Origin of the sequence: Paenirhodobacter huangdaonensis (assembly GCF_004022465.1) — a bacterium.
Taxonomy (GTDB): Bacteria; Pseudomonadota; Alphaproteobacteria; order Rhodobacterales; family Rhodobacteraceae; genus Rhodobacter; species Rhodobacter huangdaonensis.
In genome coordinates, this window is record NZ_SAVA01000001.1 from 578,769 (window position 1) to 605,759 (window position 26,991).

At 70.7% G+C, this 26,991-nt stretch carries 23 protein-coding genes; 18 read left to right on the forward strand and 5 right to left on the reverse strand.

The features are described 5' to 3' along the window. Positions 1-65 precede the first annotated feature (65 nt). From EOW66_RS02765 to EOW66_RS02785, 5 genes are read left to right on the forward strand one after another with little or no spacing between them, the layout of a single operon-like run. A complete protein-coding gene (locus tag EOW66_RS02765; RefSeq protein ID WP_128154626.1) occupies positions 66-2,189 on the forward strand; it encodes an ABC transporter permease in 2,124 nt (707 codons plus the stop codon). Further along, a complete protein-coding gene (locus EOW66_RS02770) occupies positions 2,186-3,232 on the forward strand; it encodes a hypothetical protein (protein ID WP_128154628.1) in 1,047 nt (348 codons plus the stop codon). The genes EOW66_RS02765 and EOW66_RS02770 overlap by 4 nt, the downstream gene beginning before the upstream one ends. Positions 3,233-3,234: 2 nt before the next feature. Continuing rightward, on the forward strand, positions 3,235-4,734 hold the full coding sequence (locus EOW66_RS02775; protein WP_128154630.1) for a sugar ABC transporter ATP-binding protein: 1,500 nt from the start codon (positions 3,235-3,237) through the stop codon (positions 4,732-4,734). 22 nt (positions 4,735-4,756) lie between these two features. Then, positions 4,757-5,161, forward strand: a complete 405-nt coding sequence (locus tag EOW66_RS02780) for a carboxymuconolactone decarboxylase family protein (RefSeq protein WP_128154631.1) — start codon at positions 4,757-4,759, stop codon at positions 5,159-5,161. Between the two features lie 13 nt (positions 5,162-5,174). After that, on the forward strand, positions 5,175-6,146 hold the full coding sequence (locus EOW66_RS02785) for a quinone oxidoreductase family protein (protein WP_128154633.1): 972 nt from the start codon (positions 5,175-5,177) through the stop codon (positions 6,144-6,146). A gap of 3 nt (positions 6,147-6,149) precedes the next feature. On the opposite strand, the gene EOW66_RS02790 is transcribed toward EOW66_RS02785, so the two are convergent. Beyond that, a complete protein-coding gene (locus EOW66_RS02790) occupies positions 6,150-7,535 on the reverse strand; it encodes an SLC13 family permease (RefSeq protein WP_128154634.1) in 1,386 nt (461 codons plus the stop codon). 85 nt (positions 7,536-7,620) lie between these two features. Here EOW66_RS02790 and EOW66_RS02795 point away from each other — a divergent pair, with 85 nt between their 5' ends. Continuing rightward, a complete protein-coding gene (locus tag EOW66_RS02795; RefSeq protein WP_128154636.1) occupies positions 7,621-8,421 on the forward strand; it encodes an AraC family transcriptional regulator in 801 nt (266 codons plus the stop codon). Between the two features lie 2 nt (positions 8,422-8,423). Here the strand turns inward: EOW66_RS02795 and EOW66_RS02800 are convergent, their stop codons facing one another. From EOW66_RS02800 to EOW66_RS02810, 3 genes are all read right to left on the reverse strand, one after another. Then, positions 8,424-9,743: an aspartate aminotransferase family protein gene (locus EOW66_RS02800; RefSeq protein ID WP_128154638.1), complete on the reverse strand. Its 1,320-nt coding sequence runs from the start codon at positions 9,741-9,743 to the stop codon at positions 8,424-8,426. Beyond that, a complete protein-coding gene (locus EOW66_RS02805) occupies positions 9,740-10,807 on the reverse strand; it encodes a phosphotransferase (protein ID WP_164881003.1) in 1,068 nt (355 codons plus the stop codon). Before EOW66_RS02805 ends, EOW66_RS02800 begins: the two co-directional genes overlap by 4 nt. A 174-nt stretch (positions 10,808-10,981) precedes the next feature. Further along, positions 10,982-11,914: a pirin family protein gene (locus EOW66_RS02810; protein WP_128154641.1), complete on the reverse strand. Its 933-nt coding sequence runs from the start codon at positions 11,912-11,914 to the stop codon at positions 10,982-10,984. 163 nt (positions 11,915-12,077) lie between these two features. On the opposite strand from EOW66_RS02810, the gene EOW66_RS02815 reads away from it, so the two are divergent. The 9 genes from EOW66_RS02815 to EOW66_RS02855 all read left to right on the forward strand — a co-directional run bounded on the left by EOW66_RS02815 (position 12,078) and on the right by EOW66_RS02855 (position 21,298). Then, on the forward strand, positions 12,078-13,610 hold the full coding sequence (locus EOW66_RS02815) for a VOC family protein (RefSeq protein WP_128154643.1): 1,533 nt from the start codon (positions 12,078-12,080) through the stop codon (positions 13,608-13,610). Beyond that, positions 13,603-13,932 carry a GNAT family N-acetyltransferase gene (locus EOW66_RS02820; protein ID WP_128154645.1) on the forward strand — a complete coding sequence of 110 codons (330 nt, stop codon included), beginning with the start codon at positions 13,603-13,605 and terminating at the stop codon, positions 13,930-13,932. The genes EOW66_RS02815 and EOW66_RS02820 overlap by 8 nt, the downstream gene beginning before the upstream one ends. 49 nt (positions 13,933-13,981) lie before the next feature. Then, on the forward strand, positions 13,982-14,878 hold the full coding sequence (locus EOW66_RS02825) for a LysR family transcriptional regulator (protein ID WP_128154647.1): 897 nt from the start codon (positions 13,982-13,984) through the stop codon (positions 14,876-14,878). 148 nt (positions 14,879-15,026) lie between these two features. Then, a complete protein-coding gene (locus EOW66_RS02830) occupies positions 15,027-16,664 on the forward strand; it encodes an ABC transporter substrate-binding protein (RefSeq protein ID WP_128154649.1) in 1,638 nt (545 codons plus the stop codon). 94 nt (positions 16,665-16,758) lie between these two features. Next, on the forward strand, positions 16,759-17,751 hold the full coding sequence (locus EOW66_RS02835) for an ABC transporter ATP-binding protein (RefSeq protein WP_128154651.1): 993 nt from the start codon (positions 16,759-16,761) through the stop codon (positions 17,749-17,751). Further along, positions 17,748-18,737 carry an ABC transporter ATP-binding protein gene (locus EOW66_RS02840; RefSeq protein WP_128154653.1) on the forward strand — a complete coding sequence of 330 codons (990 nt, stop codon included), beginning with the start codon at positions 17,748-17,750 and terminating at the stop codon, positions 18,735-18,737. The genes EOW66_RS02835 and EOW66_RS02840 overlap by 4 nt, the downstream gene beginning before the upstream one ends. Before the next feature lie 11 nt (positions 18,738-18,748). Continuing rightward, complete coding sequence (locus tag EOW66_RS02845) at positions 18,749-19,675, forward strand: ABC transporter permease (protein ID WP_128154655.1); 927 nt, start codon at positions 18,749-18,751, stop codon at positions 19,673-19,675. Positions 19,676-19,685: 10 nt separating this feature from the next. Then, positions 19,686-20,543, forward strand: coding sequence for an ABC transporter permease (locus EOW66_RS02850; protein ID WP_128154657.1), 858 nt, complete (start codon positions 19,686-19,688; stop codon positions 20,541-20,543). An 11-nt stretch (positions 20,544-20,554) separates the two neighbouring features. Continuing rightward, positions 20,555-21,298 carry a glycerophosphodiester phosphodiesterase family protein gene (locus EOW66_RS02855; RefSeq protein WP_128154659.1) on the forward strand — a complete coding sequence of 248 codons (744 nt, stop codon included), beginning with the start codon at positions 20,555-20,557 and terminating at the stop codon, positions 21,296-21,298. On the opposite strand, the gene EOW66_RS02860 is transcribed toward EOW66_RS02855, so the two are convergent. After that, on the reverse strand, positions 21,299-22,516 hold the full coding sequence (locus EOW66_RS02860) for a bifunctional alpha/beta hydrolase/OsmC family protein (RefSeq protein ID WP_128154661.1): 1,218 nt from the start codon (positions 22,514-22,516) through the stop codon (positions 21,299-21,301). 181 nt (positions 22,517-22,697) lie between these two features. Between EOW66_RS02860 and EOW66_RS02865 the strand changes: the two genes are divergently transcribed. From EOW66_RS02865 to EOW66_RS02875, 3 genes are read left to right on the forward strand one after another with little or no spacing between them, the layout of a single operon-like run. Then, entirely contained in the window at positions 22,698-23,408 is a 711-nt protein-coding gene (locus EOW66_RS02865) for an ABC transporter ATP-binding protein (protein ID WP_128154663.1), read from the forward strand. Continuing rightward, positions 23,402-25,771, forward strand: coding sequence for an ABC transporter permease (locus EOW66_RS02870; RefSeq protein WP_239017475.1), 2,370 nt, complete (start codon positions 23,402-23,404; stop codon positions 25,769-25,771). The genes EOW66_RS02865 and EOW66_RS02870 overlap by 7 nt, the downstream gene beginning before the upstream one ends. A 1-nt stretch (position 25,772) precedes the next feature. After that, on the forward strand, positions 25,773-26,990 hold the full coding sequence (locus tag EOW66_RS02875; protein ID WP_128154665.1) for an efflux RND transporter periplasmic adaptor subunit: 1,218 nt from the start codon (positions 25,773-25,775) through the stop codon (positions 26,988-26,990). Position 26,991: the final 1 nt, after the last annotated feature.

The following is a 26,991-nucleotide window of genomic DNA, read 5'->3' on the forward strand; positions in this document are numbered from 1 at the left end:
CTCACGCGAACCGGGGCGGCCCTGCGGGGCCGCCCTCCCCTCCTCCCGAGCCGGACACCCCCGACATGCCGTCACGCGAACGCCTGCAGGCCCTGCGCTACAACCTCATTCCCGATCACCTGATCGGCGAGATCCTGACCAAGCGCTGGACCGACAACGCGATCCCGTTCCTCGTGCTGGTGGCGGTGATCGCGCTCTTCGGCACGGCGATCCCGGGGTTCTTCAACCCATTCAGCCTGCAGGAATCGACCCGCCAGCTCGGCGAGTTCGCGATCGTGGTGATCGGCCTCACCGTGGTGATGCTCGGCGGCGGCATCGACCTGTCGGTGGGCTCGATCTTCGCGCTGGCGACCTTCGCCTCGGTGGGCTCGTTCTTCATCCTCGGCCTGCCGGTCTGGGCAGCCTTTCTGGCGGCGCTGGCGACCGGCGCGGTCTTCGGTGCGATCAACGGCTATCTCGTCGGCTTCCTGCGGCTGCGGGCGTTTCTGACCACGCTTGTCACCTTCATCATCGGCCGCGCCGTCTTCGACATTCTGGTGGTGCAGTTCGGCGCCGCGATCCAGATGTCCTTTGCCAGCTCCGAGGCCTGGGACTTCATCGGCGACGGCACCTTTGCCGGGCTCTCGGTGCCGGTGATCGCGGCCGGGCTGCTGGCGCTCGTCACCCATGTCACCCTGACCCGCGCCCGCATCGGCTGGCACATCCTCGCCGTCGGCGGCTCGCGCCGCTCGGCGCATAACGCCGGCATCAAGGTCCGGCGCACGGTGTTCCTGACCTATGTCTTCTCGGGCCTGTGCTCGGGCGCGGCGGGGTTCCTGATCGCCTGCCGGCTCTCGGGCGCAGGCCCGGGCACCGGCGCCGGGCTCGAGATCCTCGCCCTCACCGCGGCGGTCGTCGGCGGCAATGCCCTCGGCGGCGGGCGCGGCTCGGTGGTCAAGGGGCTGATGGGCGCGGTGATCGTGCTGGTGATGACGAACGGGCTCATTCGCATGGGCTATGGTACCGGCACCAACCAGATGGTTCTGGGCATCATGCTGGCAATCGCCGTCACCATCGACATCCGCTGGCTGAAGAACCGCCACAAGGTGCTGAACGAGGTCTATGTCGCGCCGGTCTATCTGAAGATGGGCGAGACCCAGTCGGCCGAGCCGCATTCGGGCACGCCCTATGCGCTGAACAACCGCCTCGCCGCGGCCGCGCCGATCGGGCTGGGCGCGCTCGAGGGGCCCGAGGACGTGATCCTCGACGCCGACGACCACCTCTATTGCGGCACCCGGCATGGCGAGATCGTGCGCTTCTTCGCCCCCGACTACACCCGCTCCGAGGTCTTCGCCCATGTCGGCGGCTTCCCCCTCGGCCTCGCCTTCGACCGCGACGGCAACCTGATCTCCTGCGTGGGCGCGATGGGGCTTTACAAGATCGCGCCAGACCGCACGGTGACGCGGCTGAGCGCCGAGACCCGGCGCTCGCTCACCTCGGTGCAGGACGATGCGCGGCTGCGCGACCCCAATGACCTCGACATCGCGCCGGACGGGCGGATCTATTTCACCGACTCGACGAAGCGCTACGACGCCCACGACTGGACGCTCGACAGCATCGAGAACCGCGGCACCGGCCGGCTGCTGGTCTACGATCCCAGGGACGGCTCGACGAAGACGCTGCTCGACGGCTATCGCTACACGAACGGCGTGTGCATGGCCCATGACGGCAAGTCGCTGTATTTCGCCGAAAGCTGGGCCTGCCGGATCCACCGCTACTGGCTCGAGGGACCGAAGGCCGGCACCGCGGAATGCGTCATCAAGGACATGCCGGGCTATACCGACAACATCAACCGCGCCTCGGACGGCACCTACTGGATGGCCTGGCTCGGCATGCGCACGCCGAGCTTCGATCTGTCACTCCGCCACCCGGCGATGCGCAAGCGGATGACCCGCCGTCTGCCGCAGGACGACTGGCTGTTCCCGAACATCAACACCGGCGGCATCGTGAAATTCGACGACAGCGGCCGCATCCTGCAGACCTTCGGCGACCTCACCGGCGAGAACCACCCGATGGTCACCTCGATGCGCGAGCACAAGGGCGAGCTGTTCATCGGTGGCATCCTGAACAACCGCATCGGCCGCTACCGGATCGAGGGCGCCGCCCCCGAATGGACCGGGATGCGCGCCTATTGGGGGAGCCGCGCATGATCTTCGATCCGATCCTCGACCTCTTCCGCGGCAAGGCGGTGACGATCCCGCCGATGGATGGCGCATTCCGGCCGAATACCGCGCTTGAGGAGGCGCCGGTGCGCGCGCGTCTTGCCGAACCCGACAACCTCGCCGTGCTCGGGGGCGAGCTCATCGCCTCCTCGGGCAATGCGCTCTGCCGCCTCGTGCCGGGCGCCGAGCCCCGTCCCTTCCAGCGCTTCGCGGCGCCGGTGACCGCGCTGGCGGTGTCGGCCGAGGGGCAGCTTGCCGTCGCGCTTGAAACCGGCGCGCTGCTGGTCGACGGGGTGGCACAGCACCTGCTGCCCGAGGTGCGGGCGATCACCGGCCTTGCCTTCTCGGCCGACGGCGCGCTGTGGCTGACGAACGGCTCGGCCGAACACGCGCCCTCGGACTGGGCAGCCGATCTTATGAAGCGGCGCGCCACCGGCTCGATCTGGGTGCGCCGCGCCGAGGGCCAGCCCTTCCACAAGGTGGCGCAGGATCTGGCCTGGCCGAACGGGCTCTGCCCGCGCCCGGGCGGCGCCATCGCCTTTTCCGAAAGCTGGCGGCACCGGGTGATGGAGCTGAACGCAGAGGGCGCACTGAAACCGCTGATCGAGATGATCCCGGGCTATCCCGCCCGGATCTCGCCCGCCCCCGACGGCGGCGCGGTGCTTGCGGTCTTTGCACCGCGCAACCGGCTGATCGAATTCGTGCTGCAGGAAACCCATTTCCGCGAGGACATGATCCGCGAGGTGCCACGCGACTACTGGATCGCGCCGGCGCTCGCCTCGGGGCGCAGCTTCCTCGAACCGCTGCAATGCGGCGGCATCCGCACCATGGGCGTGCACAAACCCTGGTCGCCCTCGCGCTCCTGGGGGCTGGTGGTGCGGCTCGACCGGCAGATGAACCCGGTCGCGAGCGCGCACAGCCGCGCGAACGGGCATCGCCACGGCGTGTGCTCGGCGATCGTGCACGCGGGCCAGCTTGTCGTCGCCTCGAAGGGCGGCGATGTCATCGTCACCCTGCCGGCGGAGGGCTGAGCATGGACGATGCGATCCTGCGGCTCGAGAAGATGACCAAGGCCTATCGCGGCGTGCCCGCCGTGCGCGCGGTCGATTTCGAGCTGCGCAAGGGCGAGATCCATGCCCTTCTGGGCGAGAACGGTGCCGGCAAGTCGACCCTGACGAAGATGATGGCGGGCGTCGTCGCCCCCAGTTCCGGGCGGATGTGGCTGCACGGCCGCGAGACGGTCTTCGCCACGCCGAACGCGGCGCTCGAGGCCGGCATCGCGATGGTCTTCCAGGAGACCTCGCTCGTGCCCTCGATGACGGTGGCGCAAAACCTGTATCTCGGCTCCGAGAAGTTCCTGAACCGGCTGCGCGGCACCTACATCTCGGCCCAGCAATTCCTGCAATCGCTGAACTTCCCGGTCGATCCGGCGGCGATGGTCGAGACGCTGGGTGCCGCGAAGAAGCAGATGGTCGAGATCGCCCGCGCCGTCCATCACAACGCCGAGGTCATCATCTTCGACGAGCCGACCGCGACGCTGACCCCCGAGGAGAAGCGCCACTTCTTCGCGCTGATCCGCCGGCTGAAGGCGCGCGGCGTGTCGATCGTGTTCATCTCGCACGCGCTCGAGGAGGCGCTCGACCTCTCCAACCGCATCACCATCCTGCGCGACGGCGAGCTGGTGGCGACGGGCCCGACCGCCGGGTTCACCCGCGAGACGATCGTCGCCGCGATGGTCGGGCGCACGCTGTCCGATGCGCTTTACCGCGACCGCTCCGCCGCAGGCACGCGCCAGGCGGGGCAGAAGGTGCTGTCGGTGCAGGATCTGTCGATGGGGGCGATGGTGCGCAACACCTCGTTTTCCGTCTTTGCCGGGCAGGTCACCGGGGTCTTCGGGCTGGTGGGCTCGGGCCGGACCGAGACCTTCAAGGTGGTCTCGGGGATCTACAAGCGCGACTTCCTGAGGGGCGGCGCGGTGGCGCTCGACGGCCGGCCGGTGCGCTATACCGTGCCGCGCGAGGCGGTGCGCGACGGCATCGTCTACATCACCGAGGACCGCAAGGCCGAGGGCTTCTTCGAGACGATGTCGATTGCCGAGAACATCTATTCCGGGCTTCTGGCGGCGGGTCACGACCATGCCTGGTATGTCGGGCGCGCCGAGATGGCGGCGGTGGCGGCCGAGTGGACGCAGACCCTGAACATCCGCGCGATCAACGAGAATGCCCGGGTGGTCGAGCTCTCGGGCGGCAACCAGCAGAAGGTGGTGATCGGCAAGGGGTTGGTGCAGAAGCCACGGCTCGTCATCTTCGACGAACCCACCCGCGGCGTCGACGTCGGCGCGATTGCGGAAATCCACGCGCTGATCAACCGGCTTGCCGACGAGGGGCTCGCGGTGGTGGTGATTTCCTCCTACCTGCCCGAGGTGATGAACCTCTCCGACCGCATCCTCGTGTGCCGTCAGGGCCGGATCGTCGAGGAATTCTCGCCCGGCGAGGCGACCGAGGCCAGGATCATGTATGCCGCCGTGCATTGAGCGGCGGGAAAAGGAGGACGCGATGGCGACCGTGAAACTGATGAGCGATGCCGAGGCGGAGACGATCCCCGCGGTGAAGGCGGTGTTCGACGACATCCGCGCGACGCGCAAGACCGACTTCATCAACAACTTCTGGCGCGCGCTCGCCTTCGATGCGGGGTTGCTCGCGCGCACCTGGGAGGGGCTGAAGGCGGTGATGACCGTGCCCGGCGAGATCGACCCGAAGACGCGCGAGATGATCTATGTCGCGGTCTCGATCGCCAACAGCTGCAGCTATTGCGTGCATTCGCACACCGCGCAGGCGCAGGCGAAGGGCATGGGCGCGGCCGAACATGCCGAGCTTCTGTCGATCGTCGCGCTCGCGGCGCAGACGAACCACCTCGTCACCGGGATGCAGATCCCGGTCGATCCAGAATTCCTGCTGTAAGGAGGCCCCCGCGATGGACATGGCCCTTGTCGCCCGCCGCCCGGGCGGTCCCGAGGTGATGGAATGGAGCGCGGTCGAGACCGCCGCCCCCGGCCCCGGCGAGGCGCTGCTGCGCCACACCGCGATCGGGGTGAACTTCATCGACGTCTATCACCGCTCGGGCCTTTACGCCTGGCCCGAGGGCACGATGATCCCCGGCGCCGAGGCCGCCGGCGTGGTCGAGGCGGTGGGCCCCGGCGTCGACAGCGTGCGGCCCGGCGACCGGGTCGCCTATGTGCTGAAATTCGGCGCCTATCGCACGCGGCGCGTGGTGCCCGCGGACCGGCTGGTGCGGCTGCCCGACGCGATCCCCGACACGGTGGCGGCAAGCGTCATGCTGAAGGGGCTGACGGCGCAATATCTCGTCACCTCGTCCTACGCGGTGCAGCCCGGCGATACGGTGCTGGTGCATGCGGCGGCAGGCGGCGTCGGGCTGCTCCTCGGCCAATGGCTGCGCGCGCTCGGGGCGCGGGCGATCGGCACCGCGGGCGGCCCCGCCAAGGTCGCGCTGGCGCTCGAACACGGCTACAGCGACGTCATCGACTACACCGCCACCGACTTCGCCCCCGAGGTCGCGCGGCTGACCGAAGGCGCGCTCTGCGCTGCGGTCTATGACAGCGTCGGGCGCGACACCTGGCGCGGCTCGCTCGCCTGTCTGAAGCGCTTCGGCATGTTCGTGAACTTCGGCCAGTCCTCGGGGATGATCGAGGATTTTAAGCTCTCCGACCTCGCCAGGGGCTCGCTGTCGGCGAACCGGCCGATGCTCTTTGATTATGTCGATGCGCGCGAAGACCTCGAACGCCGCGCCGCCGATCTGTTCGGCCGGCTCGAACGTGGCGAGGTCCGCGCCGACGTGGTGGCGACGCAGCCGCTGCGCGAGGCGGCCGCGGCGCATGCGGCGCTTGAAGGGCGGCGCACCACCGGCACCACGGTGCTGATCCCCTGAGGGTCAGATCCAGCCCAGAAGCTTCCACCACAGGAAGTCGAGCGGCGCGAGGACGAGAAGCGTCAGCAACGCGAGCGGCAGCACCACCTTGACGAGGTGGGAAAGCCGCTCGCCCGAGAGCTGCATCGCCACCACGAGCGGCCCCACCTGATAGGGGAAGAACACCGTCGAGAAGCCGATCACCTGGGTCATCAGCACCGCCTTCAGGCTGAATCCGGTGAGGGTGGCAAGGTCCTGCGCCATCGGCGTCAGCACCGCGGGCACCCCCGGCACGGTGGCGAAGAGGCCGGTGCCGCTGGCCATTGCGACGAGCGACAGGAAATTCGTCGCATCCGCCCCGGGCGCCATCGGCAGCACCTTTTGCAGCCCGGCACCGAACAGCGCACCGAGCCCCGAGGCATTGACCATCGCGCCAAGCGCGAGCGCACCGACGACGAACAGCAGCATGCCGAAATCGACGCCCTGCCTGAAGGCCGGCGGCGTCACCACGCCGATCCCCGGCAGCAGCAGGATCACCGCCGCAACCAGCCCGACCCAGGCCGCGTTCACCCCGTGCCAGCTGTCGGTCATCCACAGCACCAGCGTCGCCAGCAAGATCACCGCCACCCGGATCTGCAGGCCGCGCTCGCCGGGTTTCGCGCCTGCCGCGGCCTCTGCCTCCAGCACGCGCGGCAGCGGCGCACCGACCTCGGCCGGGAACAGCCGCAGCACCAGCGCGACGGTCAGCGCCGCCTTCAGCAGGCCCAGCACCGGGTAATGCAGCAGCAGATATTCGGTATAGCCGAAATGGACGTGGTGGATGGTCTCGGCCGCGCCCGACAGCACCATGTTCGGGATGTTCGAGGGCAGGATCGCGAAGCTCGGCATGTTGCAGCCGATCGCCAGCACCGCGGCAATGCCGATGCGCCCGTTCGAGCCGCGGCCAAAGCCCGCCCGGTCGGCAAGCGCCATGCCGATCGGCACCAGCACCACCGCGCGCCCGACCGAGGAGGGCATCAGGAAGCCAAGCGCCATCGCCACGCCCATCAGCCCGGCGATGAGCCGCGGATAGGAGCGGCCGAGCACCGGCCCCACCGCTTCGGCGAGCCGCCCGCCAAGGCCCGACACGCCGATCGCCGTGCCGATGACGAAACCCGAGACGATCAGCCAGACCGCGGTCGAGCCGAAGCCCGCAAAGACCGTGGCGGCCGGCGCAAGGCCGAGGATCAGCACCACGGCGAAGAAGATCAGGCTGGCGAGGTATCCCGGCACCACCCCCGTCGCCCAGAGCGCCAGCGTGACCAGCACGATGCCGAGCGTGCGCGCCTGCTCGGGTGTCAGCGCGGCCGGCGGCAGCACCGCAAGCGCCAGCGCCGCCAGCACGACCAGCCCGACGAAAAGCGGTTTCATCGAAATTCTTGCGACTGACATGGGCCCTCCATTCGCCTTCGCCGCCACACTAGCCCCGCGCGCGCCCCTGCGTTAGACCATCATCATGACAAAGGATGTCGCCGAAACGCCAACCCGGCCCGCCAGCGGTGCGGGCTTCGTGCGCGATCCCGCGCGCCCGGTGCTGGTGCACAGCGGGCGGATGCCGGCCGGGCAGATGGTCGAGCCGCACCGCCACCCGCGCGGCCAGCTGATCTGGGCGATGCAGGGGGTGTTGCGGGTGACGAGCCACGGCGGCGTCTGGATCGTGCCGCCCAGCCACGCGGTCTGGATCCCGGGCGGCACCGACCACCACGTCACCACCGAGACCGAGGTCGAGATCCGCAACCTCTACGTCGACCCGACGCTGGCGCTGCGCCGGCAGGTGCCACGCTGCGCCGTGCTGCTGCTGACACCGCTGCTGCGCGAGCTGATCCTGCGGCTGGCCGCGCTGACGACCGACGCGCCCCTCGACGCGCGGCGGCTGCGGCTCGCCGCGGTCATCACCGACGAGATCGAGGCGCTGAGCGAGGCCCCCTTCAGCCTGCCCGGCGCGCATGACCCGCGGCTTTTGCGGCTGATGCGGCACCTGCGCGAAACGCCCGACGAGGCGCGCCCGCTGGCCGATCTGGCGGCCCTGGCCGGGGCAAGCCCGCGCACGCTGGAACGGCTGTTCCGCGCCGAGACCGGGCTCACCTTCCGGCAGTGGCGCAGCCGGCTGCGGCTGATGGCGGCGATCGAGCGGCTCGAGCGCGGCAAGAGCAGCACCGAGATCGCCTGGTCGCTCGGCTATCGCAGCCCGAGCGCCTTCGTCGCCGCCTTCCGCGCGCAATTCGGCCGGCCGCCGCAGAGCTTCCTGCAAGGCTGAACTCAGCCGAGCCCGCCAAGCACCCGGTCGAGCCGCGCGACCAGCAGATCGGCCTGCTCGCGGGTGAAGATCAGCGGCGGGCGGATCTTCAGCACATTCGCGCCCTTGGCACAGGCCGAGATCAGCACGCGCTCCTCGCGAAGCCCGTTGACGATCGCCGCCGTGCGCGCCGGGTCGGGGGTCTTCGCGGCGCGGTCCGAGATGATCTCGACGCCGATGAAGAGCCCTGCCCCGCGCACGTCGCCGATGCAGGGATGGCGGTCGGCAAGCCCGCGCAGCCCGGCGCGCAGATGCGCGCCGACGTCGCGGGCATGCGCAACGAGCCCCTCGCCCTCGATCACGTCCAGCACCGCAGTCGCCGCCGCAATCGCCACCGCATTGCCGCCGAAGGTGTTGAAATAGCGCGCCTTGCGGCCGAACTCGGCGACCACCTCGGGGCGCAGCGCAACCCCCGCGACCGGATAGCCGTTGCCCATCGGCTTGCCCATGGTGACGATGTCGGGGGTGACGCCGTGGCGCTGAAAGCCCCACATCGCGTCGCCGGTGCGGCCAAAGCCCGATTGCACCTCGTCAGCGATGTAAAGCCCGCCCGCGGCACGGACCGCCGCGACCGCGCCCTGCAGGAAGCCCGCGGGCCCGTCGAACACCCCGTCCGAGGCGAAGATGCCGTCGCAGATGAAGAGCGCCGGGCGGATGCCATGGCGGATGAGATCGGCGATCGCCGCCTCGACCGCGGCGGTGAAGGCGCCTGCCACATCCGCCTCGCGGTAGCTGTCGGGGGCGGGCACGGTGCGCACATGCACGCCCAGATCGACCGCCGGGCCAAGCGAGGGCGAGAATTCCGCCACCGCCTGGGTGACGCCGTGATAGGCGGTCTCGGTGACGATGATGCCGGTGCCGCCGGTGAAGGCGCGCGCGATCCGCACGGCAAGGTCATTCGCCTCGGAGCCGGTGCAGGTGAACATCATCTGCCCGATCTCGGCCGGCAGCGTGGCGAGCAGCCGCTCGGCATAATCGAGCACGCCCGCGTGCAGATAGCGGGTATGGGTCGCCAGCAGGCCCGCCTGCGCGGCGATCGCCGCCACCACCTTCGGGTGGCAATGCCCGACCGAGGTGACGTTGTTGTAGGCGTCGAGATAGGCCTCGCCCGCGGCGTCATAGAGCCACGCGCCCTCGCCCCGCACCAGATGCAGCGGCTTTTCGTAAAACAGCCGATAGGCGGGCCCGAGCAGCGCCTGCCGCCGCGCGATCAGCGCCGCGGTCTCGGCATCGAGGTCGGCCGCCCCCTCGACATAGGCGTTCACCATCGTCTCGCGCGTCATCGCACGCCCTCCTCAGCCGCGGCCCGCAGTGCCGCCGTGACATCCGCGCGCGGCAGGGCGGCAAATCCCGCCATCCCCGCCCGCGCGCCGCGGTTGTTTCGCAAGATATACTCGGCATTTTCCGGATAGCGCGCCGCGCGCCATTCGGTGATCGCGATCGAGGCGACCAGCCGCGCCACGATCAGGTCGCGCAGCAGCTCGATTTCCGCCGCATCAAGCGGCGTGACCGCGGCATAGGCCGCCACCATCCGCATGACCGGGGCAAGCGGATCGTCCTCGAGATGGGTGAGATAAGAGGCCGCCACCGCGACATCGATCGCCCGCGCCGTGCGCACCATGTCGCCGAAGTCGAGCACGCCCGCAATCCGCTCGGGCGCCTGCGGGTCGATGACGAGGTTGTGGTGGTTGAGGTCATTGTGCACCACCTGCCAGCGCAGCGCGGGCAGGCGCGGCGCCACCGCGGCGGCGAAATGGTCGATCTCGGCCTGAAGCTGGTCGCGCAAGGCGCCCGCGGGCAGCGAGGCGAGCAGCGGCGTCAGCCGCGGCAGGTGGCGGATGTCCCACAGGATCTCGTGCCCCGCGGCGGGATGGCGGAAGCCCGCCAGCCCCGCGCCCAGCTGCGCGGCAAGCGTGCCGATCTGCGCCGCCAGCGCCCCCGCCCCGCCCGTGCGCGCCACCGGCGTGCCCGGCACCCAGCTGAGCAGCCGCACCGTGCTGTCCCGCCCGTCGGCAAGGGCGAGCGGTGTCAGGAAATCGCCGCCGCGGGTCGCGACCATCCGCGGCACCGGCAGCGTCGGGGCGGTCCGTTCGAGCCAGCGCAGCGCCTCGACCTGAAACGCGGTGGTGGCGCGCGCCTCGGCCGGGTTCGCCACCTTCAGCACATAGCCCGGCCCGGCCTCGGTGGTGATACGGAAATTCGCGTCGCGCTCGCAGGCGAGGCTCTCGGCCCGGCCCTCGATCCCCCACAGATCGCGCAGCAGCGCCTCGGCCGCCGCGGTATCGACGGGCGGCGGCGGGCTGTCGAGGAGGACGGCGAAGATCGGGTCGGACAGCGCGCCACTCATCGGCACGCCCGGAAACGGGGCGCACAGGCCGGTCGCAAGGGGGAATGGGTCATCGCAGCGCCTCCGCATCGGCGGCCCCCCGCGCGGCGGGGCGCCCTTCGTCCGGCGCCGATTAGTTCACCAAGCGCCCCGGCGCGTCAATGCACCGGGGCAGCCGTTCGGGGCAGCTGTCGCTCAGGGCAGCGGGATGAACTCGTCGTGGTCGGTGGCGGGCAGGTCGAACAGCCCCTGCCCCCAATGCGCGGCGCGCCACTCTTCCTTCGCATGCTCGATCCGCTCGCGGCTCGAGGCGACGAAGTTCCACCAGATATGGCGCGGCCCGTTCAGCGTGGCGCCGCCAAGCGCCATGATCCGCGCGCCGCGCTCGCCCGCCTCGACGGTGATCCGGTCGCCCGGCCGGAACACCATCATCCGCCCCGCCTCGAAGCGCTGGCCGGCAACGCGGATCGCGCCCTCGGTGACATAGATGCCGCGGTCCTCGTGATCGTCGGGCAGCGGGAAGCGCGCGCCGGGGGCCAGCGTCACGTCAAGGTAGAAGGTTTCGGAAAACATCGTCGCCGGTGCCGCCTCGCCATAGGCGGTGCCGAGGATCAGCCGGGCGCTGACCCCGCCATCCTCGAAGAGCGGCAGCGCGCCCTTGCCGTGATGCTCGAACACCGGGGCCATGTCCTCGCGGTCCTCGGGCAGCGCGATCCAGGTCTGGATGCCGTAAAGGCTGTGCGGCCCGTGCTTGCCGGCCTCGCTGGTGCGCTCGGAATGAGTCACCCCCTTGCCCGCGACCATCCAGTTCACCTCGCCCGGCACGATCACCTGATCGGCGCCGGTGCTGTCGCGGTGATGGAAGTCGCCGCGGTAGAGATAGGTCACCGTGCCTAGCCCGATATGCGGGTGCGGCCGGATGTCGATGCCCTTGCCGGTGAGGAACTCGGCCGGACCGATATGGTCGAAGAAGATGAAGGGCCCGACCATCTGGCGCTGCACCGAGGGCAGCGCACGCTGCACCTCGAAGCCGCCCAGATCGCGGGCGCGGGGGATGATCAGGGTCTCGATCGCCTCGGGGCCGACGGCGTCGGGGTCGCCCGGGGCAAGGGCGGGGTTCCAGCTCATGGCGTGCTCCTGTCGTTGATGGACTCTGAAATAGCACGAAATCCGGAAACAGGTGAGGCGCAATGCGTTCGCATTTCGAGAACGCCGGGTTCGGCGCACCGCCGCTTCGCCGGGAGGCCACGGCGCCCTATCTTCTGCGCAACCCTCCTTCAGGAGAAATCCCATGACCACCGGACTGCATCACGTCACCGCCCTCACCCGCCGCGTTCAGGCGAATGTCGACTTCTACGCGGGCTTCCTCGGCCTGCGGCTGGTCAAGCGCACCGGCGGTTTCGAGGACGCAAACCAGCTCCACCTGTTCTACGGCGATGCCATGGGCGCGCCCGGCTCGCTCGTCACCTTCCTGGTGTGGGAGGATGGCGGGCCGGGCCGCGCGGGCCATGGCGCGCCGGGCGAGATCGCGCTCGCCGTCCCCGCCGACAGCATCGGCCTGTGGCTGACCCGGGCGCTCGCCGCGCATGTGCCGGTCGAGGGCCCCGCGCGCGAATTCGGCGAGACGGTGCTGCGGCTGAAGGACCCCGACGGCATCATCGTGAAGCTGGTCGGAACCGATCTGCCCGCCACCGCGCCGCTCGGCCCGGTCGAGGCGCCGCGCCGGCTGCGTGCGGTCACCCTCTTCACCGAGCGCCCGGACGAGACCGCGGCCTTCGTCGCCCGCTTCGGCTATCGCGAGGCGGCGCGCGAGGGCGCGGTGCGGCGGCTGGTGTCGGACACCGACGCGCTCGATATCCGCGACGCGACCGGCTTTTGGGAGGCGGCGGCGGGCACCGGCGGCATCGACCATGTCGCCTTCCGCGCCCCCGATGTGGCGGCGGTCGCGGCAATGGAGGCGGCGCTGGCTCCGGCCGAACCCACCGCGCTGCACGACCGGACCTATTTCACCTCGCTCTATGTGCGCGAGCCGGGTGGCAGCCTGCTCGAATACGCGACGGACGGGCCCGGCTTTGCGGTGGACGAGGCGCCCGGGCATCTGGGCGAGACGCTCTTCGTGCCGGTCGACGACCCGCGCCGCGCCGCCGATCTGCGGGTGATGCTGCCGCAATTTGCCCTGCCGGGCGCGCCGCGCCTGCCGCAGCGCGAGCTGCCCTTCGTGCACCGGATCTTCACCCCCGAAGACCCGGACGGCACGACGCTCGTGCTGCTGCACGGCTCGGGCGGGAACGAGGCCGACCTGCTGCCCTTCGCGCATCGGGTGAACCCGCGCGCGACGCTGATCGCCCTGCGCGGCCGCGCGGTCGAGGAGGGCACGCCGCGCTGGTTCCGCCGCGACGGGCTGATGCGCTTCGATCAGGACGACATCCGCGCCGAGGCCGAAGCCTTCGACGCCTTCCTGAGCGAGGCGCGCCGCGCCTATGGGCTCGACCCGGACGGGCTGAGCGTGATCGGCTATTCGAACGGGGCGGCGTTCCTCGGCGCGGTGCTGCAGCTTTACCCCGGCGCGGTGCGGCGGGCTGTGCTGCTGCGCCCGGCGGCGGCGCTGGAAAACCCGCCCGCCGCCGATCTCGCCGGCACCCGGGTGCTGGCGCTGACCGGGGCGCGCGACTTCTTCCGCGCCGAGGCGCCGAAGCTTACCGCGGCGCTGACCGCGGCCGGGGCCGGGGTCAGTGCAAGGACGCTCGACGCCGGGCATGAGATCACCACGGCCGACGAGGCCGCGGTGCGGGACTGGATCACAGGAGAAGAGACCCATGGCTGACATCACCCTCACCCGCGAATGGCCCGACGACCTGCACGGGCGCTATGTCGCCCGCATCGCCGGCATCGACGCCGAGGCGGAACTGACCTTCACCCGGCGCGGCCCGGCGCTCCTCAGTGCCGATCACACCGGCGCGCCCGATGCCCTGCGCGGCACCGGCGTCGCCGCGGCGCTGGTCGAACGGCTGGTGGCCGATGCCCGCGCCGAGGGGGTGAAGATCATCCCGCTCTGCCCCTATGTCCAGCTTCTCTACACCCGGAACCCGGACTGGGCCGATGTCTTCACCACCGCCCCGGGCGAGAAACCGAAACTGCCGCTTTAAGCCACGTTCGGGATTTGCGAACGGCACGGCGGGCGGATATCCTGCCCGCATGACCTGGACGCTCGCGGATATCGAGACCTTCCTTGCGGTGATGGAGACCGGCAGCGTCTCGGCCGCGGGCGCGCGGCTGCGACTGTCGAAATCGGTGGTCAGCAAGCGCATCGCCGAGTTCGAGGCGGCGCTTGGCACCGCGCTGTTCCTGCGCAGCGCCGGGCGGATCAGCGCGACCGATGCGGCGCAGGAGCTGGCCGAACGCCTGCGCCCGGCACTCGCCACGCTCGTTGCCGCGACCGAAAGTGCCGCCAGCGGCGCGCTGCGCGGCCGGCTTGCCATCGCCGCGCCGATGAGCTTCGGCATCCGCCATCTCGGCCCGGTGGTGGCGGGGTTTGCCCGCGCCCATCCGGGGCTCGAGATCGTGCTGAACTACGACGATCAGCACATCGACCTGGCACGGGCGGGCTTCGACGTGGCGCTGCGCATCGGCCGGCTGCGCGACAGCACGCTGATGGCGCGCCGGCTGTGCGAGGACCCGCGCGCGATCGTCGCGAGCCCCGATTACCTCGCCCGCATGGGCACCCCCGCCACGGCCGCGGATCTGTCTGCGCACGAGGCGATCGGCTATCTCAACACCCGCCCGGGCGAGGCCTGGGAGCTCGGCCCCGGCGTGCCGCCGCCCCGCCCCGCCCGTGTCGCCGCGAACAACGGCGAGGCGATGCGCGACATGGCGATTGCCGGGCTGGGCCTTGCGCTGCTGCCCTCGTTCATCGTGCATGACGCGCTGGCCGACGGGCGGCTCGTTGCGGTGCTGCCGGGCCTTGCCCCGCCGCCCCTGCCGATCAGCGCGGTCTGGCCGCCGATCCGGCCGATGCCGCGCAAGCTGCGGCTTTTCGTCGACCATCTCGTCGCCACCATCGGCGAGCACCCGCCCTGGCTGCCGCGCGGCTGAGCCCGCGCGGGCCTGTTACGCAAGTTTCGCACGGCGGTCGCCGGAACGTCACCTGAACCTGCTCAATGACCGGCAGTCCCGCCGCTCCACCGCGGCGGTCCCTGTTCCCGGGGCCCGGCCCCGCCTTGTGCCATTTCAGGAGACACCGATGATCCGCTTGAACCGCCGCCATGCCCTCGGACTGCTGGGCGCCACCACCGGCAGCCTGCTGCTGCCCGGCTATCTGCGCGCGCAGGGCGCCCGCCGCTCGATCACCGTCGCGGTGCAGAAGATCACCAACAACAACACGCTCGACATCTGGAACGAGCAGTCGAACGTCGGCGAGCGGGTGTTCTTCCCGAACCTCTGGGAAGGGCTGATCCTGCGCAACTGGATGGGCGATCAGGGCCCGGTGCCGGGTCTGGCGACCTCGTGGTCGCGGATCGACGACAAGACGATCGAGCTGAAGCTGCGCGAGGGCGTCAAGTTCCACAACGGCGACGAGATGACCGCCGAGGACGTCGCCTTCTCGTTCTCGCCCGAGCGCGTCTTCGGCGACACCCAGCCGGTCGGCGGCAGCACGATCTTCGCCGAGAACTACACCCCGGCGACGGCGAAGGACCTGCCCGCCAGCGTGCCGGGCATCGGCCGCCGCCTGTGGCCGGCGCTGCAGGGCGTCGAGATCGTCGACAAATACACCGTGCGCTTCCACAACGCGACGCCCGACGTGACGCTCGAGGGCCGGCTCTATGCCTTCGGCAGCCAGATCGCCAACCGCCGCGCCTGGGACGAGGCGGCCAGCTATGCCGAATGGGCGGCGAAACCCGTCACCACCGGCCCCTACATGGTCGCCGAGTTCAAGCCCGACGTGTCGCTGACCCTCGTCGCCTTCGACGACTACTGGGGCGGCCAGCCGCCGCTCGAGAAGATCACCTTCGTCGAGGTGCCGGAAGTGTCGAGCCGGGTGAACGGCCTGCTGTCGGGCGAATACGACTTCGCCTGCGACCTGCCGCCCGACCAGATCGGCGCGGTCACCGGCACCCCGGGCTTCGAGGTGCAGAGCTCGACCATCTGGAACCACCGGATCTCGGTCTTCAACACGCAAAACGAGGTTCTGGCCGATCCGCGTGTGCGCCGCGCGATGACCCATGCGATCGACCGCCAGGCGATCGTCGAGGCGCTCTGGGCCGGGCAGACGGTGGTGCCGGCGGGCCTGCAGTTCGACAGCTTCCGCAGCTCGGACATGTTCATCGAGGGCTGGGCCGCGCCCGAGTATAACCCCGAACTCGCCCGCGACCTGCTGAAGCAGGCCAATTACAAGGGCGACGCGGTGCCCTACCGGCTCCTCAACAACTACTACACCAACCAGACGCCGACGGCGCAGATCATGGTCGAGATGTGGCGTCAGGTCGGCATGAACGTCGAGATCGAGATGAAGGAGAACTGGGCGCAGATCCATGACCCCGCCGGGATCAAGGGCGTGCGCGACTGGTCGGCCTCGAACCTGATCAACGACCCGATCACCCCGCTCGTGGTGCAGTTCGGCCCGAACGGCGAGGCCCAGCAGAAGAAGGACTGGACCAACGCCGAGATGAACCAGCTCTCGGTGGTGATGGAGACCTCGACCGATCACCCCACCCGCAAGAAGGCGATCGCGCGGATGCTGGAGATCGCCGAGCGCGAGGACCCGGCCTATCAGGTGCTGCACCAGAACGCGGTCTTCACCGGCATGCGCTCGGACCTGCACTGGAAGGCGGCGCCGGCCTTCGCGATGGACTTCCGCGCCTCGAACTGGGCCGCGGGCTGACCCCCTGCCCCGGCCATTCCCCGGCGGGCCGCGTGCCCGCCGGGGCTTTGCATTCCGGCCCCGGCCGGAAGACCGCGCCTTTCGGAAGGACCTCATGGACAGACTGGTGGAAATCCGCGACCTGCGCGTCGCCTTCGACGGTGTCCCGGTGTTGCATGGCATCGACCTCGACGTGGCGCCGGGCGAGGCGCTTGGCCTGGTGGGCGAGTCGGGCTGCGGCAAGTCAGTGACCTGGCTTGCGGCACTTGGCCTTCTGCCGGCGAAGGCACGGGTCACGGGCTCGGTCCGGCTGGGCGCGGGCGAGCTGGTGGGCGCGCCGCGCGAAACGCTTGAAACCGTGCGCGGCAAGCGCATCGCGATGATCTTCCAGGACCCGTCGAGCGCGCTGAACCCGGTGATCCGGGTGGGCAAGCAGATCTGCGAGGCGCTGCGGCTGCACCGCGACCTGCGCGGCGCGGCCGCGAAGGCCGAGGCGATCCGGCTGATGGAGATGGTCGGCATCCCCGACGCGCCGCGCCGCTTCGACCTTTACACCCACGAATTTTCCGGCGGCCAGTGCCAGCGGCTGATGATCGCGATGGCGCTCGCCGGCCGGCCCGAGCTGCTGATCGCCGACGAGCCCACCACCGCGCTTGACGCCACGATCCAGGCGCAGATCCTCGAGCTGCTTGCCCGGCTGCGGCGCGAGACCGGCATGGCCACCGTCTTCATCAGCCACGATCTGGGCGCCGTCGCGCAGATCTGCGAGCGGGTCTGCGTGATGTATGCCGGCCGGATCGTCGAGGCGGGTCGCGTCGAGCGCCTCTTCGCGCATCCGCGCCACCCCTATACCCGCGGCCTCTTCGACGCGATCCCGCAGATGACCGGGCCGCGGCGGCGGCTGGTGCCGATCCCGGGCACGGTGCCCGATCCGCGTGCCCTGCCGCCCGGCTGCGCTTTCGCGCCGCGCTGTTCGCGCGCGCATGAGGCCTGCAGCCGCACCCGCCCCGATCTGCTGGTGCAGCCCGACGGCCGCACCCTCGCCTGCGCCTATCCGGTGCCCGAGGCGCGGCCCGAAACCTTCAGCACGGAAAGGGCGATGACATGAGCCGTCCCCTGCTTCTCGAGGCGCGCGACCTGGTGCGCATCTACCGCTCCCGCCGCGGCCTGACCGGCAAGATCGCCGAGGTCCGCGCCGTCGACGAGGTCAGCCTGAAGCTGCGGGCGGGCGAGACGCTCGGCATCGTCGGCGAGTCGGGCTCGGGCAAGTCGACGCTCGGGCGGATGCTGCTGGGCCTCGACCCGGCGCAGGGCGGCACGGTGCTGTTCGAGGGCATGGCGCTGCCGCGCTTCGGCACGCCGGTCTGGCGCCGGCTGCGATCGCGCATGCAGATGGTCTGGCAAGATCCGCTCTCGGCGCTTGACCGGCGGCTGACAGTGGCCGCGCAGATCCGCGAGCCGCTCGACATCCACCGCATCGGCACACCGGACGAGCGCCCGGCCCGCACCGCCGCGCTGATGACCGCGGTCGGGCTGCGTGCCGATCAGGGCGGGCGCTATCCGCACGAGCTCTCGGGCGGCCAGCGCCAGCGCGTGGTGATCGCCCGCGCGCTGGCCACCAACCCCGCGCTTCTGGTCTGCGACGAGCCGGTTTCGGCGCTCGATGTCTCGATCCAGGCGCAGGTGGTGAACCTGTTGCGCGACCTGCAGGGGCAGAAGGGCCTTGGCATGGTCTTCATCAGCCACGACCTGAAGGTGGTGCGCAACCTCGCCGACCGGGTCGCGGTGATGTATCTCGGCCGGATCGTCGAGGAGGGCCCGGCCGAGCAGATCTTCGCCGAGCCGCGCCACCCCTACACCCAGGCGCTGGTCTCCTCGATCCCGGTGCCGGGGCGGCCGCTCGATGCCCGCATCCTGCTGCAGGGCGAGCCACCGAACCCCGCCGCGCGGCCCCCGGGCTGTGCCTTCCACCCGCGCTGCCCGCTGGCGCAGGGCCTGTGCCGCAGCCGCGTGCCGGCGCTGCGTGTGCCCGAGCCCGGCCGCGCCACCGCCTGCCATGTCACCGCCGGGGCGAATGCCCCCGTCGCCGCCTGAAAGGACCGCCGATGCTGCGCTTCGTCGCCCTGCGGCTTGCCCGCGCGCTTGCCACGGTGATCGCCGTGATGACCTTCGCCTTCGTCGTGCTGCGCCTGTCCGGAGACCCGGCGCAGGTGATGCTGGGCCCCGACGTGCCACAGGAGGCGGTCGAGGCCTTCCGCCGCGCCTGGGGGCTCGATGCGCCGCTGTGGCAGCAATACCTCGCCTATCTTGGCGCGATCTTCCGTGGCGATTTCGGCGTCTCGATGCGCGACCATTCGCCGGCGCTGGCGCTGGTGCTCGAGCGCGTGCCGGCAACGCTGCAACTGACGATCCCGGCGCTGATCCTGAAGCTCGGCCTCGGCATCCCCGCCGGCGTCTATGCCGCGCTGCACCGCGACAGCATCATCGACCGCGGGGTGATCCTGCTTGCCGTCGCGGGCTTCACCATCCCCTCCTTCGTGCTCGGGCTGGTGCTGGTGCTGATCTTTGCGGTGACGCTCGGCGTGCTGCCCTCGGGCGGTTCGGGGACCTGGGTGCACGGCATCCTGCCGACGCTCACCATCTCGATCGGCGGCATCGGCGTTCTGGCACGGTTCTCGCGCTCGGCGATGATCGAGGTGATGGGCCAGCCCTATATCCGCACCGCCGCGGCCAAGGGGGTAAAATGGCGCAATGTCGTGCGCGGCCATGCGCTGCCGAATGCCGCGGTGCCGATCGTGACGCTGGTGGGTTTCATGGTCGGCTCGCTGATCGCCGGCGCCGTCGTCGTCGAGACGATCTTCAGCTGGCCCGGCATCGGGCGGCTGCTGATCGTCTCGGTCAGCAACCGAGACCTCGCCGTGGTGCAGTGCATCCTGCTCTTGATCGCCGCGGTGATGGTCGTCTCGAACCTTGTGGTCGATCTGCTTTACGGCGCGCTCGACCCGCGGCTGCGCGCGCAGCCCGCTGCCTGAGGAGGACGCCATGGCCCTTGCCGACATCCTGCCCCGCTCCCGCCGCCTGCGGCTGCCCGCGGGCCTGCCCGTCTCGGTCGCGCTCAGCCTTTTCTGGCTCGCCGCGATGCTGCTTTGCGCCGCGCTCGCCGATCTGCTGCGCCCCTACCCGATCACCCGCATGGATCTGGCGGCGCGGCTTGCCCCGCCGCTGACGCCGCACCATTGGCTCGGCACCGACGAGCTCGGCCGCGACGTGCTCTCGCGGCTGATCCAGTCGGTGCGGGTGTCGCTGGTGATCGCCTTCGGCGCGACGATCCTCTCGGCGGTCTTCGGCACCACGCTCGGCTTTCTCGCCGCCAAGGCGCGCGGCTGGGTCGAGCATGCCGTCGTCATGCTTGCCGATTTCCAGGCGGCACTGCCCTTCCTCATCATGGCGCTGGCGGTGCTTGCCTTCTTCGGCTCGTCGATGCCGCTGCTGGTCGGGCTGATGGGCTTTTACGGCTGGGAGCGCTATGCCCGCATCGCCCGCGGCCTGGCGATCTCGGCCGGCGCGCAGGGCTATGCCGCGGCGGTGGTGCAGCTTGGCGCCAGCCCCGCCCGCGTCTATCTGCGCCACATCCTGCCCAATGTCGCCTCGACGCTGATCGTGTCGATGACCCTGACCTTCCCCGAGATCGTCTTGATGGAATCGGGGCTTTCCTTCCTCGGCCTCGGGGTGCAGCCGCCCGAGACGAGCCTTGGCAACATGGTCGGTTTCGGCCGCGATTACCTGACCACCGCGCCCTGGATCATGCTTGCCCCCGCCGTTGTCATCACCCTGACAACTCTTTCGATTTCGCTGGCCGGAGACTGGCTGCGCGACCGGCTCGATCCCACCATTCGCTGAAGGAGCTTCCCATGACCGCCATCAACGGCCACCGCGGTGCCCGCAACCTCTGGCCCGAGAACTCGCTTCCGGGTTTTCGCAACGCGCTGCAGCTTGGCTGCGACGCGATCGAGTTCGACGTGCATCTGACCGATGCGGGCGAGCTTGTGGTGATCCACGATCCGCTGCTTGACCGCACCACCGACAGCACCGGCCCGGTGCGCGCGCTGACGCCCGAGACCCGGCGCCGCACGCTGCTGAAGGACAGCGACACCGGCGTGCCGACGCTCGGCGAGGTGCTCGAGGTGCTGGCGCCGGTGCACGGCCTTGGCCTGCATGTCGAGATCAAGCTCGACGCCGCCGGCCAGCCCTATCCCGGCATCGCCGCCCGCGTCGCCGATGCGCTGATCGCGCACGGGCTGGAGCGGCGCGCGCATCTGACCTCCTTCGATGTGGGCACCCTGCGCGACTGCGCCGAAGTCGCCCCGTCGATCGCCCGTCTCGTCTCGGCCGATGCCGACTGGGTGGCGCGCCAGGGCGGGCTCGAGACCTTCCTGGGCACCGTCGGGCACCTCGTCGACATCGTGGCGCTGCGCCACGACTATCTCGACGCGGAATGGCGCGCGATCACCGCGCTCTGGCCGAAGGAACGGCTCTGCGCCTGGACGGTGAACGACGCGGACCGCATCCGCCATTTCCTCGACCTCGGCATCGGCCATCTGACCAGCGACCGGCCCGACCTCGCGCTGCGCCTGCGCAGCACCGAGCCCGCCTGATCAGCCCGCCAGCCGGGTCTCGACCGTGGCACCGTGCGACAGCGTGCGGTGCACCGGGCAGCGATCGGCAATCTCGAGCAGACGCGCGCGCTGCTCGGCATCCAGCGGGCCGGCCAGCGTGATCTCGCGCGAGAACACGTCGATCCGCCCGCCCGCGGCCTCGACCGCCGCCGCATCCTCGGCATGGAGCTTGCGGTGGCTCACCTCGACCCGGACATGCTCGAGTGGCCAGTTCTTGCGCCGCGCATACATCCGGATCGTCATTGAGGTGCAGGCACCAAGTGCCGACGACAGCAGGCCGTAGGGCGAGAGGCCGCGGTCGGTGCCCCCCTGCGCCAGCGGCTCGTCGGCGATCAGGTGATGGCGCGGCCCGGCGGTGACATCCTGCGCAAACCCCGCCGGGTCGGCCTCGGACACCCGCACCACGCCCTCCGGCACCCCCTCCGAGGCGGGCTCGGACAAATCGAGGTAATGCGCGGCCCAGGCGGCAATCACCCCCGCGGCATAATCGGCCTCCGCGGGATCGCTGATCATGTGATCGGCATCATCGAGGGTGACGAAGCTTTTCGGGTGTTTCGCGGCCAGGAAGATCCGCGTCGCATTCTCGATCCCCACCACCATGTCGCGCGGCGCGTGCAACACCAGCAGCGCGCGGTGCAGCGCCGCAACCGCCGGACCGACCGAGAGGCCCGCAAGGCTCTGCACGAAATCGCGCCCGATCCGCAGCCGGGCCGAACCGATGCTGACCTCGGCGCCGCCCTCGGCCGCGATCTCGGCGATCGACTCGCCGAAATGCCGCGCAAGCGAGGCCGGCGCGAAGGAGGCACCGATCGTCGCCACCGCCGTCACCGAGGGCATCTCGGAGGCCGCCAGAAGCGCCGCGGTGCCGCCGAGCGAATGGCCGATCAGCAGCCCCGGCGCCATGCCGCGCGCGGCAAGGAAGCGCGCCGCCGCGGTCAGATCGCCGATGCTCGCGGTGAAGCTGCGCGTCGCGAACCCCCCGCCCGCGCCGTCGATCCCGGTGAAATCGAATCGCAGCACGGCGATGCCCGCCGCCGCCAGCCGCGCCGCGATCCGCTGGGCCGCGGCGATGTCGCCACCACAGGCAAAGCAATGCGCGAACAGCGCCGTGGCCAGCACCGGCCCCGCCGGCAGCTCCAGCCGGGCCGCGAGCGGGGTGCCGTCGTGGCCCGGAAAGGTAAGCGTTTCCGAGGGCATGGGAGTCTCCTTGCGTGAATTCTGGGGACCAAGGTGGGGCAAGGTGCCGGTGCCGGCAAGGGCACAGGATGCGGCGCTTCGCCCCACGACCGATCTTGCCCCGATACGCAGTTGTGCGGGATCAAGGTGGCGACGCCCCGATCATGCCATGATCGCGCCGGATGGGGGAGGAGGAGACCGCATGGCGCAGCCCGCCGTCTTTCGCGTCGAGGGGGTGACGAAGACCTATGTCACCGGCAGCGTCACTGTTGCCGCGCTGCGCGGCATTGACCTGACGCTGAACGAGGGCGAGCTCGTGGTCCTGCTCGGCGCCTCGGGCTCGGGCAAGTCGACGCTGCTCAACATCCTTGGCGCGCTCGACAGCCCGACGACGGGGCGGGTGTTCTTCCGCGACACCGAGCTGACCGGGCTCGACGATGCCGGGCTCACCGCCTTCCGCCGCGCCCATGTCGGCTTCGTCTTCCAGTTCTACAATCTGGTGCCCAGCCTCACCGCGCGCGAAAACGTCGCGCTGGTGACCGAGATCGCACGCAACCCGATGCCGCCCGAAGAGGCGCTTGACCGCGTGGGCCTTGCCGCGCGGCTCGACCATTTCCCGGCCGAGCTCTCGGGCGGCGAGCAGCAGCGCGTGGCGATCGCCCGGGCGCTTGCGAAGCGGCCCGAGGTGCTGCTGTGCGACGAGCCCACCGGCGCGCTCGACAGTGCGACCGGGGTGACGGTGCTGCAGGCGATCTGGGAGGCGAACCGCGATCTCGGCACGGTGACCGCCCTCATCACCCATAATGCCGCGATCCGGCAGATGGCGCATCGGGTGATCCGGCTCGCCGACGGGCGCGTCACCGCGATCGAGGAGAACCCAGATCCAAGGCCGCCGCAGGGGATCGAATGGTGATGCGCGCCCTCGACCGCAAGCTGTTACGCGATCTGCGCCGGATCTGGGCGCAGGCCCTCGCCATTGCCCTCGTGCTTGGCTGCGGGGTGATGGTGTTGGTGCTGGCGACCGGCACCGAACGCTCGCTGCGGCTCGCCCGGCAGTCCTTTTACGACCGCATGCAATTCGCCGATGTCTTCGCCAGCGCGACGCGGGTGCCGAAGGGGCAATTGGCGGAAATCGCCGCGATCCCCGGCGTCGCGCAGGCCGAGGCGCGGATCTCGATGCAGGTGGTGCTCGACCTGCCCGGGCAGACGAAACCGGCACAGGCGCGGCTCGTCTCGCTGCCCGAGGCCGGCGCGCCGGTGCTGAACCGGCCGGTTCTGCGCACCGGCCGCCTGCCCGACCCGCGCGCAACCGACGAGGTGGCGCTGTCGGAAAGTTTCGCCGAGGCGAACCACCTTTTCCCCGGCAGCAGTTTCGGCGCGATCCTGAACGGGCAGTGGCGCGAGCTGCGGGTGACCGGGCTGATGCTCTCGCCCGAATTCGTCTATCTGATCGGGCCGGGTTCGGTGATGCCCGACGACAGCCGCTATGGCGTGATCTGGATGGGCGAGGTGCCGGCCGCCGCCGCCGCGGGGCTGACCGGCGCCTTCAACGACCTTGCCCTCACCCTGACCCGCGGCGCCTCGCGCGACCGGGTGATCGACGCGCTCGACCGGCAGCTTGCGCCCTGGGGCGGTACCGGCGCCTATGGTCGCGATCTGCAAAGCTCGGACCAGTTCCTCTCGGGCGAGCTCGATCAGCTCGGCGCGATGGCGGTGATCCTGCCGCCGATCTTCCTGATCGTCTCGGCCTTTCTGGTGAACATGGTGATGGGGCGGCTCATTGGGCTCGAACGGCCGGTGATCGGGCTGCTGAAGGCGATGGGCTTCACCGGGCGCGAGATCGCGCTGCATTACCTGAAACTCGCCGCCGGCATCGGCCTCGTCGGCGTGCTGATCGGCTGGGGCGCGGGCTGGTGGCTCGGCGCCGAGCTGACCGCGCTTTACACCCGCTTCTACCGCTTCCCCTGGCTCGTCTACACCCCGGGCACGGCGAGCTTCGCGCTTTCGGCGCTGATGGGGCTTGGCGCGGTGGTGGCGGGCGCGCTGCGCGCGGTGCGCGGCTCGGCCCGGCTTGCCCCGGCGGTGGCGATGCAGCCCCCCGCCCCGCCGCGCTTCCGCCGCGGCCAGATCGACGCGCTGGCGGCGCGGTTTGGCCTGCGGCAGACGACGATGATGATCCTGCGCGCGATCACCCGCTGGCCCGGGCGGGCGCTCGTCACCTCACTCGGCGTCGCCGCCTCGATCGCGGTGCTGGTGGCCTGCTTCTTCACCTATGATGCGATTTCCTCGGTGATCGACGCCGCCTTCAGCCGCACCAACCGCCAGACCGTCACCCTGACACTGGCCGAGAACGCGCCGCGCTCTGTCCTTGAGGATGCGGCCCATCTGCCCGGCGTGCTGCGCGCCGAGGGGGCGCTGATGGTGCCGGTGCGGCTGAGCCACGGGCCGCGCTCGGAGCGCACGGTGCTCGAGGCGCGCAGCCCCGAGGCCGCGCTGGTGCAGACCCTCGATGCCGGGGGCCGGACCGTGCCGCTGCCCGCCGACGGGCTGGCGTTGCCCGAAAGCCTTGCGACGAAGCTTGATCTCGGCGCGGGCGATCGCCTCACCGTCACCCTGCTCGCCCCGCCGCGCGACAGCTTCGAGATTGCGGTGACCCGGGTGATCCGCCAGGATCTGGGCGAGACGGTGCGCATCCCCGCCGCGGCACTTGCCGCGCGGATGCGCATGGCCGAGCAGGTGAACCGCATAGACCTGCTGCTCGACCCCGACCGGATGGCCGAGTTCGAGCGCGCGGTGAAGGCCACCCCGGCGATCGCCGGCACGCTGTTCTGGCCCGACGTGCAGCGCCAGTTCGACGCCACGCTGAATGAGAACCTGACCCGCTCGGTCAGCATCTATGCCGTGCTCGGCGTGCTGATCACCATCGGCGTCGTCTACAATGCCGCGCGGATCCGGCTGTCGGAACGCTCCTATGAACTTGCCAGCCTGCGCGTGCTCGGCTTCAGCCGCGCCGAGGTCGGCGGGGTGCTGGTGGGGGAACTCATGCTGCTCACGCTTCTCGCCATCCCGCCCGGCCTGCTCGGCGGTTACGGTTTCGCCGCGCTGATCGCCGAGGGCTTCTCGACCGATGTGGTGCGCATCCCGCTGGTGATCGCGCGCCGCACCTATGCCGTGGCGGCGCTGATCGCCACCGTCTCGGCCCTGGTCGCGGCGCTGGCCGTGCGCCGCCGGCTCGACCGCGTCAGCCTTGCCACCGCCCTGAAACAGAGGGAATGACATGATCCGCCCCCGCCATCCCGCCCGCCGTTCCCTCGCCCTTGCCGCCACCGGGCTGCTCGCCCTTGCCGCGCTGGTCTGGGCGTTCTGGCCCGAGCCGGTCACCGTCGATCTCGCCCGCGTCAGCCGCGCGCCGATGGAGGTGACGGTCGCGGCCGAGGGGGTGACGCGGGTGCGCGACCGCTACGAGGTGACGGCGCCGCTGACGGGCACGGTGCGGCGGGCGCCGGTTGCCGTGGGCGATGCGGTGCGCGCGGGCGAGACCGTCGTCGCCCGGATCGAGCCGCTCGAGCCCGCCTTCCTTGACACCCGCGCCCGCGCCGGGGCCGAGGCGGCGGTGGCCGAGGCGCAGGCGGCACTCGCCCTTGCCCGCGCCCGGCTGGCGCAGGCCCGCGCCGATCTCGATCAGGCCGAAAGCGATTATGCCCGCAACGAGGCGCTGGCCGCGCTTGGCCGGGTCTCGCAGCACCTGCTCGAGGAGGCGACGACGACCCGCGCCGTCGCCCGCAGTGCGCTTGAGGCGGCGCAATCCTCGGTCGACCTGCAACAGGCGACGCTTGCCCGCGCCCAGGCCGCCCTTCTCGGCCCGGGCGAGGATGGCGCGGCCAGCGCCTGCTGCATCGACCTGCGCGCCCCGGCCAGCGGCGCCGTCCTCGAGCTTGCGAACGAAAGTGCGCGGCCGGTGCAGGCGGGCGATGTGCTGATGACGCTCGGCGATCTTGGCGATCTCGAGATCGAGGTGGACCTGCTGTCCTCGGACGCGGTGCGGGTGGTGCCCGGGGCCAGCGCGCATGTCGAGCGTTGGGGCGGACCCGAGACATTGGCCGCGCGGGTGCGCCAGATCGAGCCCGCCGCCTTCACCAAGGTCTCGGCCCTCGGCATCGAGGAGCAGCGGGTGCATCTCAGGCTCGACCTGCTCACCCCGCCCGAGGCGCGGCCGGGGCTGGGCGATCAGTATCGCGTCTATGTGCGGGTGGTGATCTGGCAGGCGCCCGCGGTGCTGCAGGTGCCGATCGGGGCGCTGTTCCGCGACGGGGCCGGCTGGGCGGTCTTCGTGGTCGAGAGCGGGCGCGCAAGGCTGCGGGCGGTGACGATCGGGCATCAGACCGACCTTGCCGCCGAGATCACTGCGGGGCTTGCCGAGGGCGCGCAGGTGATCGCCTTCCCCGGCGCGCGGATCGCCGAGGGCAGTCGCGTCACCGCCGCCCCGGGCGGCTGAC

Excerpts from the sequence above, each read along its gene's own strand:
- EOW66_RS02770 (WP_128154628.1), top strand. The coding sequence starts at position 2,186 with ATGATCTTCGATCCGATCCTCGACCTCTTCCGCGGCAAGGCGGTGACG.
- EOW66_RS02870 (WP_239017475.1), top strand. The coding sequence starts at position 23,402 with ATGGTGATGCGCGCCCTCGACCGCAAGCTGTTACGCGATCTGCGCCGG.
- EOW66_RS02775 (WP_128154630.1), top strand. The coding sequence starts at position 3,235 with ATGGACGATGCGATCCTGCGGCTCGAGAAGATGACCAAGGCCTATCGC.
- EOW66_RS02780 (WP_128154631.1), top strand. The coding sequence starts at position 4,757 with ATGGCGACCGTGAAACTGATGAGCGATGCCGAGGCGGAGACGATCCCC.
- EOW66_RS02860 (WP_128154661.1), bottom strand. The coding sequence starts at position 22,516 with ATGCCCTCGGAAACGCTTACCTTTCCGGGCCACGACGGCACCCCGCTC.
- EOW66_RS02820 (WP_128154645.1), top strand. The coding sequence starts at position 13,603 with ATGGCTGACATCACCCTCACCCGCGAATGGCCCGACGACCTGCACGGG.
- EOW66_RS02845 (WP_128154655.1), top strand. The coding sequence starts at position 18,749 with ATGCTGCGCTTCGTCGCCCTGCGGCTTGCCCGCGCGCTTGCCACGGTG.
- EOW66_RS02815 (WP_128154643.1), top strand. The coding sequence starts at position 12,078 with ATGACCACCGGACTGCATCACGTCACCGCCCTCACCCGCCGCGTTCAG.
- EOW66_RS02805 (WP_164881003.1), bottom strand. The coding sequence starts at position 10,807 with ATGAGTGGCGCGCTGTCCGACCCGATCTTCGCCGTCCTCCTCGACAGC.
- EOW66_RS02825 (WP_128154647.1), top strand. The coding sequence starts at position 13,982 with ATGACCTGGACGCTCGCGGATATCGAGACCTTCCTTGCGGTGATGGAG.
- EOW66_RS02785 (WP_128154633.1), top strand. The coding sequence starts at position 5,175 with ATGGACATGGCCCTTGTCGCCCGCCGCCCGGGCGGTCCCGAGGTGATG.
- EOW66_RS02795 (WP_128154636.1), top strand. The coding sequence starts at position 7,621 with ATGACAAAGGATGTCGCCGAAACGCCAACCCGGCCCGCCAGCGGTGCG.
- EOW66_RS02810 (WP_128154641.1), bottom strand. The coding sequence starts at position 11,914 with ATGAGCTGGAACCCCGCCCTTGCCCCGGGCGACCCCGACGCCGTCGGC.
- EOW66_RS02800 (WP_128154638.1), bottom strand. The coding sequence starts at position 9,743 with ATGACGCGCGAGACGATGGTGAACGCCTATGTCGAGGGGGCGGCCGAC.
- EOW66_RS02875 (WP_128154665.1), top strand. The coding sequence starts at position 25,773 with ATGATCCGCCCCCGCCATCCCGCCCGCCGTTCCCTCGCCCTTGCCGCC.
- EOW66_RS02790 (WP_128154634.1), bottom strand. The coding sequence starts at position 7,535 with ATGAAACCGCTTTTCGTCGGGCTGGTCGTGCTGGCGGCGCTGGCGCTT.
- EOW66_RS02835 (WP_128154651.1), top strand. The coding sequence starts at position 16,759 with ATGGACAGACTGGTGGAAATCCGCGACCTGCGCGTCGCCTTCGACGGT.
- EOW66_RS02765 (WP_128154626.1), top strand. The coding sequence starts at position 66 with ATGCCGTCACGCGAACGCCTGCAGGCCCTGCGCTACAACCTCATTCCC.
- EOW66_RS02855 (WP_128154659.1), top strand. The coding sequence starts at position 20,555 with ATGACCGCCATCAACGGCCACCGCGGTGCCCGCAACCTCTGGCCCGAG.
- EOW66_RS02840 (WP_128154653.1), top strand. The coding sequence starts at position 17,748 with ATGAGCCGTCCCCTGCTTCTCGAGGCGCGCGACCTGGTGCGCATCTAC.
- EOW66_RS02850 (WP_128154657.1), top strand. The coding sequence starts at position 19,686 with ATGGCCCTTGCCGACATCCTGCCCCGCTCCCGCCGCCTGCGGCTGCCC.
- EOW66_RS02865 (WP_128154663.1), top strand. The coding sequence starts at position 22,698 with ATGGCGCAGCCCGCCGTCTTTCGCGTCGAGGGGGTGACGAAGACCTAT.
- EOW66_RS02830 (WP_128154649.1), top strand. The coding sequence starts at position 15,027 with ATGATCCGCTTGAACCGCCGCCATGCCCTCGGACTGCTGGGCGCCACC.